Annotated in this window: 22 protein-coding genes; 13 read left to right on the top strand and 9 right to left on the bottom strand. The window is 71.5% G+C overall.

All coding sequences use genetic code 11. The annotated features are described in order from the left end of the window. Nucleotides 1-105 precede the first annotated feature (105 nt). Nucleotides 106-303 carry a hypothetical protein gene (locus tag ACZ7OH_RS05375; protein WP_470279723.1) on the bottom strand — a complete coding sequence of 66 codons (198 nt, stop codon included), beginning with the start codon at nucleotides 301-303 and terminating at the stop codon, nucleotides 106-108. A gap of 192 nt (nucleotides 304-495) precedes the next feature. Between ACZ7OH_RS05375 and ACZ7OH_RS05370 the strand changes: the two genes are divergently transcribed. Continuing rightward, nucleotides 496-702, top strand: coding sequence for a hypothetical protein (locus ACZ7OH_RS05370; RefSeq protein ID WP_400909237.1), 207 nt, complete (start codon nucleotides 496-498; stop codon nucleotides 700-702). A gap of 80 nt (nucleotides 703-782) precedes the next feature. Here ACZ7OH_RS05370 and ACZ7OH_RS05365 read toward each other — a convergent pair whose 3' ends face one another. Continuing rightward, nucleotides 783-1,514 (bottom strand): ANTAR domain-containing protein, encoded by a 732-nt coding sequence (locus ACZ7OH_RS05365; RefSeq protein WP_400909235.1) that lies wholly within the window; start codon nucleotides 1,512-1,514, stop codon nucleotides 783-785. A 298-nt stretch (nucleotides 1,515-1,812) separates the two neighbouring features. Between ACZ7OH_RS05365 and ACZ7OH_RS05360 the strand changes: the two genes are divergently transcribed. Then, nucleotides 1,813-2,178 (top strand): STAS domain-containing protein, encoded by a 366-nt coding sequence (locus ACZ7OH_RS05360; RefSeq protein ID WP_470279722.1) that lies wholly within the window; start codon nucleotides 1,813-1,815, stop codon nucleotides 2,176-2,178. Between the two features lie 23 nt (nucleotides 2,179-2,201). Here ACZ7OH_RS05360 and ctaD read toward each other — a convergent pair whose 3' ends face one another. Both ctaD and ACZ7OH_RS05350 read right to left on the bottom strand, forming a co-directional pair. Continuing rightward, entirely contained in the window at nucleotides 2,202-3,974 is a 1,773-nt protein-coding gene (gene ctaD, locus ACZ7OH_RS05355; RefSeq protein ID WP_470279721.1) for an aa3-type cytochrome oxidase subunit I, read from the bottom strand. 83 nt (nucleotides 3,975-4,057) lie between these two features. Then, entirely contained in the window at nucleotides 4,058-5,020 is a 963-nt protein-coding gene (locus tag ACZ7OH_RS05350) for an LLM class F420-dependent oxidoreductase (protein WP_470279720.1), read from the bottom strand. A 120-nt stretch (nucleotides 5,021-5,140) separates the two neighbouring features. Here ACZ7OH_RS05350 and ACZ7OH_RS05345 point away from each other — a divergent pair, with 120 nt between their 5' ends. From ACZ7OH_RS05345 to ACZ7OH_RS05335, 3 genes are all read left to right on the top strand, one after another. Continuing rightward, the gene (locus ACZ7OH_RS05345) at nucleotides 5,141-5,470 is read left to right on the top strand and encodes a plasmid stabilization protein (RefSeq protein WP_470279719.1); all 330 of its coding nucleotides are present in this window, start codon (nucleotides 5,141-5,143) and stop codon (nucleotides 5,468-5,470) included. A gap of 62 nt (nucleotides 5,471-5,532) precedes the next feature. Continuing rightward, nucleotides 5,533-5,982: an ATP-binding protein gene (locus tag ACZ7OH_RS05340; protein WP_470279718.1), complete on the top strand. Its 450-nt coding sequence runs from the start codon at nucleotides 5,533-5,535 to the stop codon at nucleotides 5,980-5,982. After that, nucleotides 5,979-6,770 carry a SigB/SigF/SigG family RNA polymerase sigma factor gene (locus ACZ7OH_RS05335; protein WP_470279717.1) on the top strand — a complete coding sequence of 264 codons (792 nt, stop codon included), beginning with the start codon at nucleotides 5,979-5,981 and terminating at the stop codon, nucleotides 6,768-6,770. The genes ACZ7OH_RS05340 and ACZ7OH_RS05335 overlap by 4 nt, the downstream gene beginning before the upstream one ends. 101 nt (nucleotides 6,771-6,871) lie before the next feature. On the opposite strand, the gene ACZ7OH_RS05330 is transcribed toward ACZ7OH_RS05335, so the two are convergent. Further along, nucleotides 6,872-8,386, bottom strand: coding sequence for a CYTH and CHAD domain-containing protein (locus tag ACZ7OH_RS05330; RefSeq protein WP_470279716.1), 1,515 nt, complete (start codon nucleotides 8,384-8,386; stop codon nucleotides 6,872-6,874). Nucleotides 8,387-8,511: 125 nt separating this feature from the next. Between ACZ7OH_RS05330 and ACZ7OH_RS05325 the strand changes: the two genes are divergently transcribed. After that, complete coding sequence (locus ACZ7OH_RS05325; RefSeq protein ID WP_470279715.1) at nucleotides 8,512-9,039, top strand: hemerythrin domain-containing protein; 528 nt, start codon at nucleotides 8,512-8,514, stop codon at nucleotides 9,037-9,039. Between the two features lie 65 nt (nucleotides 9,040-9,104). After that, complete coding sequence (locus tag ACZ7OH_RS05320) at nucleotides 9,105-9,905, top strand: ANTAR domain-containing protein (RefSeq protein ID WP_470279714.1); 801 nt, start codon at nucleotides 9,105-9,107, stop codon at nucleotides 9,903-9,905. A gap of 55 nt (nucleotides 9,906-9,960) precedes the next feature. On the opposite strand, the gene ACZ7OH_RS05315 is transcribed toward ACZ7OH_RS05320, so the two are convergent. The 3 genes from ACZ7OH_RS05315 to ACZ7OH_RS05305 all read right to left on the bottom strand — a co-directional run bounded on the left by ACZ7OH_RS05315 (nucleotide 9,961) and on the right by ACZ7OH_RS05305 (nucleotide 11,875). Then, nucleotides 9,961-10,428: a hypothetical protein gene (locus ACZ7OH_RS05315; protein ID WP_470279713.1), complete on the bottom strand. Its 468-nt coding sequence runs from the start codon at nucleotides 10,426-10,428 to the stop codon at nucleotides 9,961-9,963. Nucleotides 10,429-10,499: 71 nt separating this feature from the next. Beyond that, nucleotides 10,500-11,333 carry an aldo/keto reductase gene (locus ACZ7OH_RS05310; RefSeq protein WP_470279712.1) on the bottom strand — a complete coding sequence of 278 codons (834 nt, stop codon included), beginning with the start codon at nucleotides 11,331-11,333 and terminating at the stop codon, nucleotides 10,500-10,502. A gap of 80 nt (nucleotides 11,334-11,413) precedes the next feature. Next, the gene (locus ACZ7OH_RS05305; protein WP_470279711.1) at nucleotides 11,414-11,875 is read right to left on the bottom strand and encodes an SRPBCC family protein; all 462 of its coding nucleotides are present in this window, start codon (nucleotides 11,873-11,875) and stop codon (nucleotides 11,414-11,416) included. 130 nt (nucleotides 11,876-12,005) lie between these two features. Here ACZ7OH_RS05305 and ACZ7OH_RS05300 point away from each other — a divergent pair, with 130 nt between their 5' ends. Genes ACZ7OH_RS05300 through ACZ7OH_RS05290 form a run of 3 tightly spaced genes read left to right on the top strand, consistent with a single transcriptional unit; the run spans nucleotide 12,006 to nucleotide 12,984 of the window. After that, nucleotides 12,006-12,419, top strand: coding sequence for a phage holin family protein (locus tag ACZ7OH_RS05300; RefSeq protein ID WP_400909204.1), 414 nt, complete (start codon nucleotides 12,006-12,008; stop codon nucleotides 12,417-12,419). Then, on the top strand, nucleotides 12,416-12,724 hold the full coding sequence (locus tag ACZ7OH_RS05295) for a DUF3618 domain-containing protein (RefSeq protein WP_470279710.1): 309 nt from the start codon (nucleotides 12,416-12,418) through the stop codon (nucleotides 12,722-12,724). The genes ACZ7OH_RS05300 and ACZ7OH_RS05295 overlap by 4 nt, the downstream gene beginning before the upstream one ends. Then, on the top strand, nucleotides 12,721-12,984 hold the full coding sequence (locus ACZ7OH_RS05290; RefSeq protein ID WP_400909199.1) for a DUF4235 domain-containing protein: 264 nt from the start codon (nucleotides 12,721-12,723) through the stop codon (nucleotides 12,982-12,984). The genes ACZ7OH_RS05295 and ACZ7OH_RS05290 overlap by 4 nt, the downstream gene beginning before the upstream one ends. Nucleotides 12,985-13,034: 50 nt before the next feature. On the opposite strand, the gene ACZ7OH_RS05285 is transcribed toward ACZ7OH_RS05290, so the two are convergent. Further along, nucleotides 13,035-13,364, bottom strand: coding sequence for an STAS domain-containing protein (locus ACZ7OH_RS05285; protein WP_470279709.1), 330 nt, complete (start codon nucleotides 13,362-13,364; stop codon nucleotides 13,035-13,037). A gap of 203 nt (nucleotides 13,365-13,567) precedes the next feature. Here ACZ7OH_RS05285 and ACZ7OH_RS05280 point away from each other — a divergent pair, with 203 nt between their 5' ends. From ACZ7OH_RS05280 to ACZ7OH_RS05270, 3 genes are all read left to right on the top strand, one after another. Next, nucleotides 13,568-14,857, top strand: a complete 1,290-nt coding sequence (locus ACZ7OH_RS05280; protein WP_470279708.1) for an NAD(P)/FAD-dependent oxidoreductase — start codon at nucleotides 13,568-13,570, stop codon at nucleotides 14,855-14,857. Nucleotides 14,858-14,868: 11 nt separating this feature from the next. Beyond that, the gene (locus ACZ7OH_RS05275) at nucleotides 14,869-15,417 is read left to right on the top strand and encodes a hypothetical protein (RefSeq protein WP_470279707.1); all 549 of its coding nucleotides are present in this window, start codon (nucleotides 14,869-14,871) and stop codon (nucleotides 15,415-15,417) included. 64 nt (nucleotides 15,418-15,481) lie between these two features. Continuing rightward, on the top strand, nucleotides 15,482-16,573 hold the full coding sequence (locus ACZ7OH_RS05270) for an Rv2629 family ribosome hibernation factor (protein WP_470279706.1): 1,092 nt from the start codon (nucleotides 15,482-15,484) through the stop codon (nucleotides 16,571-16,573).

Genomic DNA, 16,573 nt, shown 5'->3' with positions numbered 1-16,573 from the left:
CAGCGATACCCGCGTGATCACGGCCCGAAACGCCCCGTCGTAGCGGAGGGTGACGCACCGGAGCCCGCCGGACGGGTGGTCTCGGCGGGCTCCGGGGGTCGTGCGTCAGGCGACTTCGCTGCTGCGCCCGCCGGACCGGTGCAGGCCCAGCATGTCGAGCAGCTGCGCGCAGTCCTCGGGATCCTTCGCCCGGGCCGCGACGGCCAGCGCGGCCTTGCGCCGCGTATCTTCTTGGGCCGGCGTGTCCCCGCCTTCGAGCAGCAGGTCCGCCACCGGTCGCAGGTCGTTCCGCTTGTCTCGCATGTTCGCTCCCCTCCGGCAGTCCCCCGGGTGACCCCGGTCGCCGGCCGATTACCCCGTCTCACCCTGCCCAACACAAGAGGCACCGATCGGGTTCCCGGAGACGACCGCCACTGGGCCGAACGAGTGAATTCGCCCGGTTCTGCCGGGGGAACCGGCAAGGTGTGTGAGACCCAAGTCACACCAGGAGGCCGGATGGGCACCCAGCTCCGCATCAGCCGCGAGGACGGGTCGCTGCCCTGCGAAGTGTGCGGCTTCCCGACGATGCACGTCGCCCGGGTGGTGGCCGACGACGGGACCGTCCTCGGCCGCACGCTGGTCTGCACGACGTGCCAGCGCGGCCGCCACAGACCCGAGGCGGCGGAGACCGAAGCGCCGCCGGACGAGGTCCCGGCCGGCTAGCTCACCGGCTCGCGAGGCCCGGGGCACAGCCGGTCGCCGAGGCAGCCGGGCCGGAGCGTCCGCCCCGACAGTCCCCCCGGCTAGGCCCTCGTGGTCGCGACCGCCGCCACGAACTCCGCCGCCACCTCGTGCAGCTTCCGGTTGCCGTCCTGGGACCGCTTCACCAGGCGCTGGAACGCCTCCTCCGCGGTGATCCGGTGCGCGGCCATCAGGATCCCCTTGGCCTGGTCGATCACCGCGCGCGTCTCGAGGGCCCGGTTCAGCTGGTCGATCAGCTCGCGCGCCGCGAAGTACCGGCGGGCGCTGCGCAGGCCGATCACCACCGTCGCCGTGTACAGCTCGAGGATCTTCGTGCCCAGCTCGCTGAAGCCGTGTTCGCCGAAGCCGAAGAGGTTGACCGCGCCGGACATGTCCTCGTCCACGGTCAGCGGCGCGGCCAGGAAGCTGGCCACCCCGAGCTGCTCGGCCGCCGACACGAACTGCGGCCACACGTCCCCCACCGCGCCGACGCCGACGCGGACCGGCTGCCCGGTCTCGGCGGCGCGCAGGCACGGCCCGTCCCCGATCCGGTACTGCTCGCGGTCGAAGTTCACCGCCCGCTGGTCGGTGCTGGCGACCGTCTCGGGCACGCCTTCGCGCACCAGCGTGATGCTGGCCATGTCGGCCCCGGGCACCACCTGCACGGCGTGGTCGCACACCGACTGCAGCATCTGCCCGAGGTCCAGCTCGGTGTCCAGCATCGCGGTCAGCGACTCCATCGCCAGCGTGACCTCGTCCAACCGCGCGGTGAGCTGCTCATCGCCGCCCGTCATCCTGGTGACGCCCCTTTACTCGGTTCTCGGGGCGCTCTCAACCAGGGAGGACCCGGGCGCGCGCCACTAGTGGGCCGCTAGCGCTTTAACGGGTCCAGCGCGAGATTACTGCATCCCGGTCACGGCAGGCACAAGCGGTCACCGCCACGGCGCGGCGACACGCCCGTTCGGAGCAACGCCGGTTGCGGCCGGTCCGGACGCGGTTAGGCTCGGGTGACGGTTCAGCACAGCAGCCGGCTCAGGAACACCCTCCAGCGCGGTGCTCCGGCCCGCGCACCCAGGACGGCGGCGAACCGGCATGCAGGTCCCCCGACCCCGAAATCCCGCACTCCGGCTGCGCACGACGTGGCCCGCCCCGCACGCGGTGCTGATCACCGCCCGCGGAGCCCTCGACACGGCGACGGCGGCGGACCTCGCCTCGCTGGTTTCGGACCGCCTGTGGGCGGTTCCGGAGCGGCTCACCCTCGATCTGTCCGAAGTGGACTTCCTCGGCGTGGCGGCCGTCCGCGTGCTGCTGCACGCGGCGCTGCAAGCCGAGCAGAACGGCACCGAGCTGCTGGTGGTCACCGGGACGAACCCGATGGTCCGGCGCGCCCTGCGGGTGACGGCCGCCGACCAGCGCCTCACGATCGCCACCGGACGGCCCGAGCCCGCTCCGGCCTGACTCCGGGGCGGCTGCCCGCCCGATCAGCGCGACGAGCCCGCCGAGCCCGCGTGGCCTTCCCGCGACCCGGCCGGGTCGGCGCCCGGATCGAGGAGCTTGGCTTTGGCCCGCTTCGACCGGACGTACCGCTCCTCCTTCATCCGCTCCACCGCCTCCGGGTGGTGCAGCTCGAAGGCGGGCCGTTCCGACCGGATCCGCGGCAGGTCCAGGAAGTTGTGCCGCGGCGGCGGGCACGTCGTCGCCCATTCGAGGCTGTTGCCGTAGCCCCACGGGTCGTCCACCAGGACCTGCTCGCCGTAGCGGTAGCTCTTCACCACGTTCCAGATGAACGGCAGCGTCGACGCGCCCAGGATGAACGCGCCGATCGTCGAGATCGTGTTCAGCGTCGTGAAGCCGTCCGACGACAGGTAGTCCGCGTACCGGCGCGGCATGCCCATGTCACCCAGCCAGTGCTGGATCAGGAACGTCGTGTGGAAGCCGATGAACGTCGTCCAGAAGTGCCACTTGCCGAGGCCTTCGTCGAGCATCCTCCCGGTCATCTTCGGGAACCAGAAGTAGATCCCGGCGAAGGTCGCGAACACGATCGTGCCGAACAGGACGTAGTGGAAGTGCGCGACGACGAAGTAGGAGTCGGTCACGTGGAAGTCCAGCGGCGGCGACGCCAGGATGACGCCGGTGAGGCCGCCGAACAGGAACGTCACCATGAAGCCGACCGACCACAGCATCGGCGTCTCGAAGGACAGGTGCCCCTTCCACATCGTGCCGATCCAGTTGAAGAACTTGATCCCGGTCGGCACCGCGATGAAGAACGTCATGATCGAGAAGAACGGCAGCAGCACCGCGCCGGTGGCGAACATGTGGTGCGCCCACACGACCGCCGACAGCCCGGTGATCGCGACGGTCGCGAACACCATCAGCCGGTAGCCGTAGAGCGGTTTCCGGCTGAACACCGGGACGATCTCGGTGACGATCCCGAAGTACGGCAGGGCCACGATGTAGACCTCGGGGTGGCCGAAGAACCAGAACAGGTGCTGGAACATGATCGCCCCGCCGTTCTCGGGGTCGAACACGTGCGCCCCTAGCCGGCGGTCCGCCTCCAGGCCGAACAGCGCGGCGGTGAGGATCGGGAACGCCAGCAGGATCAGCACGGCGGTGAACAGGATGTTCCAGGTGAAGATCGGCATCCGCCACATCGTCATCCCGGGGGCGCGCAGGCAGACGACGGTGGTCACCATGTTGACCCCGCCGAGGATGGTGCCGAGCCCGGACACGATCAGGCCCATGATCCACAGGTCGCCGCCGACGCCCGGCGAGTGGATCGCGTTGGACAGCGGCGTGTAGGCCGTCCAGCCGAAGTCGGGCGCGCCGCCCGCGGTGAGGAACGAGCTGATCACGATCAGCCCGCCGAACAGGTAGAGCCAGTAGGCGAACGCGTTGAGCCGGGGGAACGCGACGTCCGGCGCGCCGATCTGCAGCGGCAGGATGTAGTTGGCGAACCCGAACAGGTTCGGGGTGGCGTAGAGCAGCAGCATGATCGTGCCGTGCATGGTGAACAGCTGGTTGTACTGCTCCGGCGAGAGGAACTGCAGTCCCGGCCGGGCCAGCTCGCCCCGCATCAGCAGCGCCATCGCGCCGCCCGCCATGAAGAAGGCGAACGACGTCGTCAGGTACAGCAGCCCGATCTGCTTCGGGTCGGTGGTCCGGAACAGGGCGAGCAGCGTCCCGCCCTTCGGGCCGCGTCGCGCCACGGCCAGGGGCACCGCCCGCAGGCTCGGTGCCGGCTTCACCTCGGTCATCCGCAACTCCTGTCGCCGGACTGTCCCGTAACCCGCGTATTACTCCTGATGGCGACGTCCCGCGTTCCCCCGAACGGGTGGAACTACCCCCGCAGGGCCGGGAGCAGCTCCTTCTCGGCGAAGTCGAGGAAGCCGTCCTGCTGGTCGCCGCCGATCTGGACCAGGGCGACGTCGGTGAAGCCCGCCTTCTCGAACTCGCGCAGGCCCTCGACGATCGGCCCGGCGTCCGGGCCGCACGGGATCGAGCCGGCGACGTCGTCCTCGCGGACGAACTGCGTCGCCCCGGCGAACCCGGCCGGCCCCGGCAGCTCGGCGTTGACCTTCCAGCCGCCGGCGAACCAGCGGAACTGCTCGTGAGCGCGCTTCACCGCCGCGTCACGGTCGGTGCCCCACGACACCGGCATCTGCCCGATCTTGCGGCTCGGCGGGCCGAGCTTCGTCGCGTCCCACTCGCTCGACAGCTCCGCCTTCGGTTCGACGGCGATCATCGCGTCGGCGACCGGCGCGAACCGCCGGATCGACTGCGAACCGGACACCGCGACCCCGATCGGCACCCGGGTCTCCGGCAGGTCCCACAGCTTCGCGGAGTCGACGCGGAAGTGCTTGCCCTCGTAGTCGAAGTACCCGCCGTCGAAGAGGCCGCCGATGATCTGCAGGGCCTCGGCGAGCATGTCGTGCCGGACGTTGGCCGGCGGCCAGCCGCGGCCGACGACGTGCTCGTTGAGGTTCTCCCCCGCGCCGAGCCCGAGGGTGAACCGGCCGCCCGACAGCGCCTGGACCGTCGCCGCCTTCTGCGCCACCACCGCCGGGTGGTACCGCACGGTCGGGCAGGTCACGTAGGTCATCAGCTCGACGCGTTCGGTGCTCTGCGTGACCGCACCCAGCACGCTCCAGGCGTAGGGCGCGTGCCCCTGCTCGTCCAGCCACGGCGAGTAGTGGTCGCTCATCACCTCGAAGTCGAAGCCGGCCTGTTCCGCACCGGCGGCGAACCGGACCAGGTCGTTCGGTCCGGCCTGCTCGGTCATCAGCGTGTAGCCGATCTTCATCGGCGCCTCCTCTCGGGTCGGCTCCCCGCGTACCCGCCCGGTGGCGTGGGTAACCGGCCTTCGCGGGGTTTACCGGGTGATCAACCGGGTATCCCGCCCGCAAGGAGAAGGGAATGTGCGATGCCTCAGTCGTGGAGCGCCAAGCGCGAACGGCAATACGAGCACGTCAAGGACTCGGCCGAGGACCGCGGGGCGAGCACGAAACGGGCGAAGGAGATCGCGGCCCGGACCGTGAACAAGAACCGCGCGCAGTCGGGCGAGTCCCGGCAGGCGAGCAGGACGTCGGTCAACGACAAGTCGCCGCAGCAGCGCGGCGGCGAGCGCTCCGGCAACCGCAAGGGCCCCGGCGGCCCGACGAAGGACCAGCTGTACAACGAAGCGAAGAAGCGGAACATCAACGGCCGCTCGACGATGACCAAGAAGGAACTCGAACGGGCGCTGGGCCGGTGACGAGACCGGAAACCCCTGATCGGCACGTGTCAGCATTCCCCCAGATGGGTAGTAACTCGCGCATGGAAGAAACACGAAGCGGCGGCGCGCACAGCGGCAAGCCAACGCTGGACGAACTGCTCGAAGAGCCGGTCGAGCTGCGGCTGCCCGCCATGGCGGAGCAGATCCCGCTGGTCCGGATGCTCACGCACGGCGTCGTGTCGCGCGCGGACTTCGGGCTGGACGCCATCGCCGACGCGAAGATGGCCGTCGACGAGGCGTGCGCCCAGCTGGTCCAGCTGGCCGAGCTCGGCACCCAGTTGCACTGCCGGTTCGTGCAGGCCGTCGACGGTCTGCACGTGGTCGTCTCGACCCGGTCGACGGATCCGCGCCCACCCAGCGACCGCACGTTCGGCTGGCACGTGCTCACCACGCTGAGCCGGTCGGTGACCGCGCACTGCGACGTCCTCCCCGGTGGAGGCGCGGGCATCGTCACGATCGAGCTGGTGCTGAACCCGGGAACGAGCGCGTGAGCGGCGAGCGCAAAACCCTCCTGCACCGCCCGGACGAATACGCCCACTGCGAGCCGCTGTTCGAAGAGCTGGGGACGCTGGACGACGGCGACCCGCGGCGGGAGGCGGTCCGGAGCAAGCTGGTGACCGAGCTCCTGCCGCTGGCCGAGCACATCGCGACCCGGTTCTCCGGACGCGGCGAGCCTCGTGAGGACCTGGTCCAGGTGGCGCGGATCGGCCTGATCAACGCCGTCGACCGGTTCGACCCCAGCCGCGGCCACGACTTCCTGTCCTTCGCCGTGCCGACGATCATGGGCGAGGTGCGGCGGCACTTCCGGGACACCGGCTGGTCGGTGCGGGTCCCGCGGCGGCTCAAGGAGCTGCACCTGTCCTTGAGCCAGGGTTCGGCGGTGCTGTCCCAGCGGCTCGGCCGCGCGCCGACGCCGACCGAGCTGGCCGAGCACCTCGGCCTCGACGTCGAAGAGGTCCGCGAAGGACTGGTGGCCGGCAACGCCTACCAGGCCCTGTCGGTGGACAAGCCGGTGCACGACGACGCCGAGGCGCTGTCGCTGGCGGACACCATGGGGGAACCCGACCACGAGATGGCCATGGTCGAGAACCACGAGGCCCTCCAGCCGCTGCTGCAGGAACTGCCCAAGCGGGAACGCGCGATCCTCGTGATGCGGTTCTTCGGCGGGCTGACGCAGACGCAGATCGCCGACCGCGTCGGGATCTCCCAGATGCACGTCTCCCGGCTGCTGTCGCAGACGCTGGAGCAGCTCCGCGGGAAGCTCACCGGCGAAGGCTGAACGCCCGCCGGCTCCCGCTCCTCTTCTCCACCACCCGTCTTGAATGAGTCATTCAGGACCTCTCGGTCCTGAATGACTCATTCAAAGCGATACGGTGCTGCTCAGAGCCAGCCCGGCCGGTCGCCCTTGCGCAGCCGGCGCCACTCCCCCGCGAACCGCTCGCGCAGCTCCTCCGCCGCCGCGGCGTCCCGCGCGTACAACAGCCCGAAGGTGAAGGTGTTCTGCCCTTCGCCGTGCCCGGCGATGGTCAGGTGGTGCAGGACGTCCCGGCCGACCACGGTGTCCTGGTGCTCACCCAGCGTGCTCTGGACGGCCTTGACGTTCTTGCGCCACGCTCGCAGCTTCTTGCCGTAGACCGGTTTCACGGTGTCGGCGGCGTACCGGGCCCGCTTCGCCTTCTTACGGACGTCGTGCAGGGCCGTCTCCAGTTCGTGGCCCTCCTCGCCGCTCGCGGCCGCTTCGGCGCGACGCAGCTTCTTCGCCGCCTTGCGCAGCGGCTTGCGCAGCGCGGCCTTGGCGGGCTTGCGGGCGCGGGCGGTCAGCGGCGGTTCCTCGACCAGGGTGTCCAGCGCGCGCAGCAGGTTCAGGTACCGCTTGCCGGTCAGCGCCGCCATCGCCCGGGTCCGGCCCTCTTCGGCCTCGCGGGCGAAGTAGCGCGTGAGGTACTGGCGCAGTGGCCCGAACACCAGCTCCGACGGCACGTCGTCCAGCCGCTCGCGCAGCCGTTCCTCGGTGACCTCGGTGTCCCGGGCCGCGGCGAGCTGCTGCCCCAGCCACTTCAGCTCGGCCGTGAGCGGCGCGGTCGCGTCCTTGTCCACAATGGACCCGAACGTGCGCAGGGCGCTGCGCAGCTTCCGGGTCGCGACGCGCATCTGGTGCACGGAGTCCTCGACGTCCAGCCGGACCCCGACGTCCGCGCGGCGCAGGCGGGCGTGGTGCTCGCGCAGCGAGGCCAGCACGACGTCGCCCGCCGTCGGCTTCTTGCGGCCGCGGGGCGGCGCCGGCACGCGGTCGCCGATCAGGCGCCGCAGCTTCGACGGCCACGGCGAGGCCGAGGCGCCGGCGTCGGCCAGGGCCCGGTCGAACTCGTCGAGCCGGCCGGGGTCGGTCTCGGGCTCCAGTTCTAGCTCCAGCTCGCGCCACTCGTCGAGCCGCGCGCTCTCGCCGCCGGCCTCGCCGGTGACGTGGTCGTCGGTGAGCGTCGCGACCGTCCGGCCGTCGCCGTCGGCCAGGCGGTGGGCGAACCGGTCGGTGCGCAGGTGCGCGATCGGCACCAGCTTCTCCCCCAGCGTGAACGCGCGCACGAGGCGGCGCAGCCGGCCAGGGACCTTGTTCGGGTCGCCGCCCAGCGGCAGCTGGATCTCCTGCCGCTCGTCTGCGGAGACCGGCAGCTTGAGGTGCCAGCCGGCGTCGTGCCCGCCGACGCGGCGGCGCAGGGTGATGCCGCTCCTGGCCAGCCGGAACGTCTCGGTGTCGTAGTAGGACGCGTCGAGGATCTGCTCGACCGGATCGTCCTGCGTCGCGACACCGGCGACGCCGACGAGCTTCGGCACCCCGCTGCCCGCGACGATCTCGTACTTGCGCTCGCGTTCGGTCACCGACGACGGCGCTGCCATGATCATCCTCCTCTGGGACCGGTTCTCCCTGCGGATACCCGGCGTGCGGCGGCCCGACACGGGATTCGCCGTGCGAGCGGCGGGTATCCCGAACGCGAACCACGAGCCCCGGACCAGGAGCGTGCATGAACGGCAGCCAGCCCGCAACCGACCTGACCACCGTCCTCGCCGGCGACCACCGGGAGCTGGACCGCCTGTGCACCGAGCTCGAGCTCGGCCAGGGCAGTCCGGAGAACCGCAAGGACCTCGCCGACCACCTCATCGCGGAGCTGGTCCGCCACGCCGTCGCCGAAGAGTCCTTCATCGACGGCGACGGCGCGCTCGCCGAGGCGGACGGCCTGATGCGGGAGCTGGAGGGGGCGGGACCGCAGGAGACGCGGTTCGAGCGGCTGCTGGGCGGGCTCATCCGCGCCGTCCGGCGGCACGTCCACGACGAGGGCCCGGCGGCGGTTCGCCAGGTTCGCCTCACCTGTTCGCCCGAGCGGCGGGCCGAGCTGGGCAAGGAGGTCCTCGCGGTCCGCGAAGCCGCGGCGACGGTGCCGCACCCGGATCTGTCCGACCGGGTGCCGCAGATCGACCAGCTGTGGCCAGGCCCGGGTTTCGTGGACCGGGCGCGGGACGCGCTCCGCCGCGCCTCCGACTCACCCGGTTGAGCACGGGGCGGGTGCCGGCATCGGGTTGAATGGGATCCGGCACCTGAAGGAGGACGACGACCGGCATGAGCATCGGTGAAGACGAATGGGCCCGCGACCGGGCACGCTTCGGGCAGGACGGCGAGCCGCCGGCCGGCCCGCTGACGCGGCAGTTCGCCGAACTCACGCGCACGTTGCTGGACGTGACGCCGACCGTCGGCGGGGTGCTGCGGCTCGTCGTCGGCGCCGCGAGCGCGCTCGTCCCCGGCGCCGACCTGGTCAGCGTCACCCTGCGGGAGCCCGACGGCAGGTACCACACCCCGGTCGAGACCGACCCGGTCGCGGTGCGGCTGGACCAGGTGCAGTACGACCACGGCGAAGGGCCGTGCGTGGAGTCGGCCCGGCCGGACGGCCCGGCCATCGGCTGGTCGCAGGACCTCGCGAACGACGCGCGCTGGCCGTCGTTCGGCCCGGCCGCGGCCGCGTTCGGCTACCACTCGGTGCTGGCGACGGCGCTGCTGCCCGACGCCCGCCCGCCCCGGCGCTCGGGGGCGCTCAACATCTACTCGAGCCGGCCGGACGCGTTCGACAGCCACTCGCTCGACCTGGCCCTCCTGCTGGCGACGCACGCGTCGCTGGCGCTGGCGCACACCCAGTCCGTAGCGGCGGCCGAGCTGGAGCGCGAGCACTTGCGCCGCGCGGTCGAGAGCCGGGACGTGATCGGCCAGGCGAAGGGCATCCTGATGCAGCGGCGGGGCATCACCGCCGACGAAGCTTTCGACGTGCTGCGCCGCGCGTCCCAGGACCTGAACGTCAAGCTGGCCGACCTGGCCCTGACGCTCGCCGCCCGGCACACCGAGGTCGATCTCCCGGTGGCCGAAGCCTGACGCGATCGAAAGCGGCACTTTCGCGCGAAAGTGCCGCCCACGATCCTTTCGCCGGCTACTGGGCCGAGTACGGGGACCGGTTCTCCATCGACGGGCTGACGTCCGGGTAGGAAGCCGGCTGGCCCGGCACCACCGGCGTCACCGTCGGGCTCTGCGGCTCGGGGTCGACCCGCGGCCGGGGGCCGCGCTGGACGACCGCCTCGACCTCCTGCTCACCGCGGATGCGCGACAGCACGGCGAGCGTGATCCCGTGAGCGATGGCCAGGATCAGCAGGAGCACGCCGATGCGGGCGACGACGCCCGTGATGTCGCCGCCGAGGTCGATGGTCGACACCAGGGCCAGCACACCCAGGGTCGCGAGGTGGAACAGCACCGTGACCAGGCGGGTCATCGAAGCACCCGCCGCCGGGTCGCCGTAGGAGCTCTCCAGGTAGCGGCGGCCGCTGCGGTAGATGATCTGCCCGTCGATCAGAACCAGCACCACCCCGATCACGAGAAACGACAGGTACGCGTTGGTGCTCATGCGGGGACGCTCCTTCCAGGGGGACCTCTCCGGGTGTAGTACCCGGCCGGTTGCGGAGGGAAACGCCGCGGTCACCCCGTGAAGGTGTCCGGATCCGGCCCGGTGCGGTGCCCCGCGTCGAGCTCGCCGATGGCCGCCATGTCCTCGTCGTCGAGCTGGAAATCGAAGACGTCGATGTTCTGCCGGATCCGCTCCGGCGACGACGACTTGGGGAAGACGATGGTGCCGAGCTGGATGTGCCAGCGCAACACCACCTGCGCGGCCGTCCGGCCGTGCTTTTCGGCCAGTTCCTTCAGCACCGGGTCTCCGAGGACTTCCGCCTGGGCCAGCGGGCTCCACGCTTCGGTCGCGATGCCGTGTTCCCGGTGGTATGCGCGCAGTTCGGCCTGCTGCAGCGCCGGGTGCAGCTCGATCTGGTTCACCGCGGGCACTGTTGCGGTCTCCTCGGCGAGCCGGTCGAGGTGGGCGGGCTGGAAGTTCGAGACGCCGATGGCGCGGGCCTTGCCCGCCCGCAGGATGTCCTCGAAGCCCTGCCACGTGCGGACGTAGTTGTCCTTGTGCGGCAACGGCCAGTGGATCAGGTAGAGGTCGACGTAGTCGAAACCCAAGCGCCGCAAGCTGCCTTCCAGCGCGGTGATCGCGTTGTCGTGCCCGTGCGCGTCGTTCGCCAGTTTCGTGGTGACGAACACGTCTTCACGCGCGAGCCCGGATTCCGCGACGCCGGCGCCGACGCCCTCTTCGTTCCGGTACATCTGCGCGGTGTCGATGTGGCGGTACCCCGCTTCCAGCGCGGTCCGCACGGCTTCGGCGGTGTCCTCCGGCGGGATCTGGAACACGCCGAACCCGAACTGCGGGATCCGCACGCCGTTGTTCAGTTCCACGGCCGGGACGTCGGTGGTCGTCATGCCTGCCGCCTACCCGAGGGGTCCGCGCACGAAACACGGCGGGGCGGTGGCCGCCCCGCCGCGTCACTCGATCGTGTGAACTAGGTGCCCGGCCGGTCCACATCACCGCGCCACGCGCCGGTCTCGCCGCCGCGGTGCTCGATGAACTCCTTGAAGCGCTTGAGGTCGCCCTTCACCCGGCGGCCGAGGACACCCAGCTTGTCCGCCACATTTTCGGCGAAGCCCTCCGGGTCGATGTCCATCTGGGCGGTGACCCGGGTGTGGGAGTCGTCGAGCCGGTGGAACGTGATCACACCGGCGTGGTCCGGACCGGAGTCGGACGTCCAGGCGACCCGCTCGTCGGGGTGCTGTTCGGTGATCGTCGCGTCGAACTCGCGCGTCACGCCACCGAACTTCGTCACCCAGTGGGTGTGGGTGGCGTCGACCTGCCGGATCTCTTCGACGCCCTCCATGAACCGCGGGAACTCCTCGAACTGCGTCCACTGGTTGTACGCGGTCGAAACGGGGACCTCCACGTCCACGATTTCGGTGATCGTGCTCATGCACTCCTCCTCGTCGGTGGGCTCGTCGGTGGTGACGCCGAATCGGCTACCCGGTGCCGCACCCGCCAAACCCGGCGTGGTTGACCCCGCGCGGACCCGGGTACACGGCGGCCAGGCAAGGAGGTGTTCCGTGATCGAAGAAGTGAACAAGAAGCCGGCGGCCGACCGCTCGGTCGGTGAGCTGGTGACGGACCTGACCGACGAGGTCAAGCGGCTCGTCCGGGACGAGATGCGGCTCGCGGTGTTCGAACTGCAGCGCAAGGGCAAGAAGATGGGCGTGGGCGCCGGGCTGTTCGGCGCCGCGGGCCTGTTCGCGTTGTTCGGCGCGGGCACGCTGGTCGCGGCCGCCGTGCTGGCGCTGGCGCTCGTCGTGCCGGGCTGGCTGGCCGCGGTGCTCGTCGCGGTCGCGCTGTTCCTGGTCGCCGGGATCGCCGCGCTGATCGGGAAGAAGGAAGTCACCCAGGGCGTGCCACCGGTGCCCGAGGAAGCGATCAGCGGGGTCCGCCAGGACGTGGACACCGTGAAGCAGGGAGTGCATTCATGAGCGGGGACTTCCCCAAGAACGCCGAAGAGGCGCGGCTCGACCGGGACACCACCCGGGAAGAGCTGACCGAGACGCTGGAAGCGCTCGGGCAGAAGCTCGACGTGAAGACCCGGGTCAAGGAAAGCGTCGACGAGAAGCTCGACCAGGCGACCGCGAAGGTCGCCGACGTGACGAACGCGCCGACCGCGGTCAAGTTCCGCCAGGGCGCCGACGTCGTCCGGAGCAACCCGCTGCCGGTGTTCGCCGGCGTGCTGGGCCTGGTGATCGTGATCCGGCTGATCCTGCGACGGAGGAACGACTCGTGAACAAGGCGCTGTACAAGCCGCTGAGCTGGGTCGTCGGCGCCCTCGGCGGCATCCTCGCCGGACAGGTGTTCAAGCAGGTGTGGAAGCGCGTGGCCGGCGAAGAAGACGCGCCCGACGCCACCGACCGCGACTACACCTGGCAGCAGGTGATCATCGCGGCGGCGGTGCAGGGCGCGATCTTCGCCGCCGTCAAGGCCGCGACCGAGCGGGCCGGTGCCATCGGGTACGAGAAGGCCACCGGCGACTGGCCGGACGACTGACGGTTACATGTTGTCCACAGTGGACGGCGGGAGGCGGGACCGCAGGGCGGTCACGCCTCCCGGCCGGGCAACGGGGTCAGCTCGGCGATCGCCGCGCCGACCCGGGGGTGGATCCTCAGCAGCAGGTCCGCGCCGGTGGCTTCCAGCGAGCGGGTGACCGCGTGGCCGCTCACGACGACGGCGACGTCGGCGCGGGTGTTCACCTCGAGCAGCGACCGGACGCCGGCGCAGCTGAGGAAGGCGACGCGGGTCAAGTCGACGACCAGCCGCTCGCCGGTGGCGAGAGCTTCGTCGAGGGTGGTGACCGTGGCGGCGTCGATGTCACCCACCACCGTGACGACCCGGACATCGCCCGGTCGGGTGGTGGTGGTGAAGGTCAAGCCGGACGGTTCGTCAATCGTGCGAAAACGATACATGGCGCTCCCTAACGCAGCGTGCAGGGGCGCTGACCGGAGCACGTGATTCTGAACAACAGCCAACTCCATGACCGTACGCCCCTGAGCCCTCAGGTCAACCCCGCGGGGTTTCCGCGGCGCGCCCTCGGGTAACCGGCGCGGAAAGCGTCCGCTCCGGAGGGAGACCCATGCGTGTCGTGATCGTCGGTGGCGGGTTCGCCGGCTACCACACGGCCAAGAGCCTGCGGAAGACCGCCGGCGCGGACGTCGAAGTGGTCGTGCTGAACCCCACCGACTACTTCCTCTACCTGCCGCTGCTGCCCGAGGTGGCGGCCGGGATCCTCGACCCGCGGCGGGTGACGGTGTCGATCCCCGAAACGCTGCCGGGGGTGCGGCTCGTGCTCGGCCGGGCGACCGGGGTCGACTTCGACGCCCGCGAGGTCTGCTACACCGACCCGGAGGACCGCGAGCACCGGATCCGCTACGACCGGGTCGTGCTCGCCGCGGGCAGCGTCAACAAGCTGCTGCCGATCCCGGGTGTCGCGGAGTACGCGCACGGCTTCCGCGGCGTGCCCGAGGCGCTCTACCTGCGTGACCACATCACGCGCCAGATCGAGCTCGCCGCGGCCGCCGACGACCCCGCCGAACGCGACGCGCGCTGCACGTTCGTGGTCGTCGGCGCCGGGTACACCGGCACCGAGGTCGCCGCGCAGGGACCCGCGTTCACCGAGGCCCTCGCCCGGCGCCACCCCGAGCTGGCCGGGCAGAAGATCCGCTGGCTGCTGCTCGACGTCGCCGAGCGCGTGCTGCCCGAGCTCGGCAAGCGGCTCGGCCGGACCGCCGACGAAGTGCTGCGCGCCCGCGGGGTCGAGGTGCTGATGAAGACCTCGATCGACCACGCCGACGCCAAGGGCGTCACGCTGAGCACCGGCGACCCGGTGCCGACCCACACGCTGGTGTGGTGCGTCGGCGTGCGGCCGGACCCGCTGGTCGCCGACCTCGGGCTGGAGACGGCCAAGGGCCGGCTGGTCGTCACCGGGCAGCTGACCGTGCCCGGCCGCGACGACGTCTTCGCCTGCGGTGACGCGGCCGCGGTGCCCGACCTCACCCGCCCCGGCGAGTACACCGCGATGACCGCGCAGCACGCGGAACGGCAGGGCAAGCTCGCCGGGCGCAACGTCGCGGCGTCGCTGGGCTACGGCCGTCCCGGTACCTACCGCCACCACGACCTCGGCTTCGTCGTCGACCTCGGGGCCGGGGCCGCGGCGGCGAACCCGTTGCACATCCCCCTTTCCGGGCTCCCGGCGAAGGCCGTGACGCGCGGCTACCACCTCATGGCGATGCCCGGCAACCGCGTGCGCACGGCGGTCGACTGGGTCCTGGACCGGCTGACCGGCCGCCAGACCGTCCAATTGGGACTCGTCCGCTCCGGCGCGGTCCCGCTCGACACCGACTCCCCCGAACTCCCCCGGCAGTGAGAGGATCTTCCATGGCCGCCGCACCCGCTCGTTCCGAAGGCCCGTCGGTCGTGACCGCGGGCGACCCGTCCGGGCCGAAGATCATCGTGCTCGACCCGGCGGGCGCCGCTCGGCACGACGAGCTGCCCGCCACCTGGCGTCCGCTGGCGGAAGAGCGCGGCATCTTCTGGTGCCGGGTTCCGGCCGGCGGCGCGCTCACCGAGGCCGACGACCTCGTGGGCGACCACGGGCCCGGCGATCCCGACATCGCCGTGGTGGCCGGCGGCCCGTTCGCGGCCGAAGCCCTCCAGCTCGTCGAACGCCACCCGGGCGGCGCCACGCACCTGCTGCTGGTCGACCCGGCGTCGGACGCGTTCCTGTCCGCCGGCGACGCCGCGAAGGCCAACGAGGAGTGGTTGGCCGAGCGTGAGGACGTGGTGGCGAAGCTGCGCGAAGCGGGTACTGAGGTGCGGCTGGTCGCGTCGACGACCGGAGGTCCGGAAGACCGGGTGCCACCGCCGTTGCCGCTCGGTCACCCGGACGTGGTGGCGGCGGTGCGCTCGGCGCTCGGCGACGTTTAGGCACGCGGGAGGGCGGTAACCGCAGGGGTCGAACTCCGTGCCCCGATCCGGAAAGGAGTCCACCGTGGACACCTCGCCGCTGCGCGACCTGACCGTCGCGGACGGGCCGTTCGCGTCCGTCCACTTCGACTTCTCGCACGACACCGAAGACGCCGCCAAGGTCCTCGAACTCCGGCTGAAAGAGATCGAAGCGGCCCTGAGCGACCAGCGGGCCGACCAGGCGACGGTCGAAGCCGTCCGGCGGGCGGTGCGCGAAAGCGAGCCACCGGCCGGCAAAGCGGGCCGGAGCATCGTCGCCGCGCACGGCGAGGTGCTGCTCGACCGGCGCCTCACCGCCCCGCCGCCGGCCCAGGTCGTGCGCTTCTCGGCGCTGCCGTACCTGCTGCCGCTGGCGACCCACACCGAAGAGGCCCCGGCCTACGTCCTGGTCGTGACCGACCGGATCGGCGCCGACATCACCGAGTACGCCGGCGGCGAGCCCCGCACCGAAACGGTCGAGGGTGCGGACCACCCCGTGCACAAGGTCCGGGGCGGCGGCCCGGCCCACCAACACCTGCAGAACTCGGCCGAGGAGACGGCTCGCCGCAACCTGGCCACCGTGGCCGAGCACGTGGCGAAGGCGGCGCAGCGGTCCGGCGCGCAGCTCGTCGTCCTGGCCGGGGAGATCCAGGCGCGCAGGGCCCTGCACGAGATCTTGCCGGAGTCCGTCCGCCGGATCACCCGCGAGGTCGAAGGCGCGACCCGGGCCGACGGCTCGTCGCGCGCGGAGCTGGACCGGCAGGTGCACGAGCTGCTGGCCGACCGCCACCTCGCGGTGCTCGACGACCTGGCCGAGCAGTTCCGCGCCGGCTCCGGCCGCGAGGACGGACTGGCGGTCAGCGGCCTCGAGGCGGTCGCGGGCGCACTGTCCGAGGCGAACGTCGAGACGCTGCTGGTGGGATCGCCGGGCGACACCGCGGTGTTCGGCGGCCCCGACCCGGCGCAGGTGGCCGTGGGCAAGGCCGGTTTGCGGGCGCTGGGGGTCAGCGAGCCGGAGCCGCGCCGGGCGGACGAGGCGCTCCCCTTCGCGGCGGTGGCGACCGGCGCGCGCGTGGTGGTGCTGGACGAGCGCCTGGACCTCTGGGAAGGCTTCGGCGCCATCCTGCGCCACGCCTGA

Source organism: Amycolatopsis sp. NPDC114478, from assembly GCF_055633805.1.
The sequence above is the reverse complement of the archived record's forward strand: the minus strand, read 5'-3'. Positions and strand labels throughout refer to the sequence as shown.

Coding starts and splice junctions, on each gene's coding strand:
- ACZ7OH_RS05310 (WP_470279712.1), bottom strand. CDS start 11,333: ATGACGACCACCGACGTCCCGGCCGTGGAACTGAACAACGGCGTGCGG.
- ACZ7OH_RS05365 (WP_400909235.1), bottom strand. CDS start 1,514: ATGACGGGCGGCGATGAGCAGCTCACCGCGCGGTTGGACGAGGTCACG.
- ACZ7OH_RS05375 (WP_470279723.1), bottom strand. CDS start 303: ATGCGAGACAAGCGGAACGACCTGCGACCGGTGGCGGACCTGCTGCTC.
- ACZ7OH_RS05370 (WP_400909237.1), top strand. CDS start 496: ATGGGCACCCAGCTCCGCATCAGCCGCGAGGACGGGTCGCTGCCCTGC.
- ACZ7OH_RS05280 (WP_470279708.1), top strand. CDS start 13,568: ATGCGTGTCGTGATCGTCGGTGGCGGGTTCGCCGGCTACCACACGGCC.
- ACZ7OH_RS05305 (WP_470279711.1), bottom strand. CDS start 11,875: ATGAGCACGATCACCGAAATCGTGGACGTGGAGGTCCCCGTTTCGACC.
- ACZ7OH_RS05275 (WP_470279707.1), top strand. CDS start 14,869: ATGGCCGCCGCACCCGCTCGTTCCGAAGGCCCGTCGGTCGTGACCGCG.
- ACZ7OH_RS05315 (WP_470279713.1), bottom strand. CDS start 10,428: ATGAGCACCAACGCGTACCTGTCGTTTCTCGTGATCGGGGTGGTGCTG.
- ACZ7OH_RS05340 (WP_470279718.1), top strand. CDS start 5,533: ATGGAAGAAACACGAAGCGGCGGCGCGCACAGCGGCAAGCCAACGCTG.
- ACZ7OH_RS05345 (WP_470279719.1), top strand. CDS start 5,141: ATGCCTCAGTCGTGGAGCGCCAAGCGCGAACGGCAATACGAGCACGTC.
- ACZ7OH_RS05320 (WP_470279714.1), top strand. CDS start 9,105: ATGAGCATCGGTGAAGACGAATGGGCCCGCGACCGGGCACGCTTCGGG.
- ACZ7OH_RS05350 (WP_470279720.1), bottom strand. CDS start 5,020: ATGAAGATCGGCTACACGCTGATGACCGAGCAGGCCGGACCGAACGAC.
- ctaD (WP_470279721.1), bottom strand. CDS start 3,974: ATGACCGAGGTGAAGCCGGCACCGAGCCTGCGGGCGGTGCCCCTGGCC.
- ACZ7OH_RS05360 (WP_470279722.1), top strand. CDS start 1,813: ATGCAGGTCCCCCGACCCCGAAATCCCGCACTCCGGCTGCGCACGACG.
- ACZ7OH_RS05295 (WP_470279710.1), top strand. CDS start 12,416: ATGAGCGGGGACTTCCCCAAGAACGCCGAAGAGGCGCGGCTCGACCGG.
- ACZ7OH_RS05330 (WP_470279716.1), bottom strand. CDS start 8,386: ATGGCAGCGCCGTCGTCGGTGACCGAACGCGAGCGCAAGTACGAGATC.
- ACZ7OH_RS05325 (WP_470279715.1), top strand. CDS start 8,512: ATGAACGGCAGCCAGCCCGCAACCGACCTGACCACCGTCCTCGCCGGC.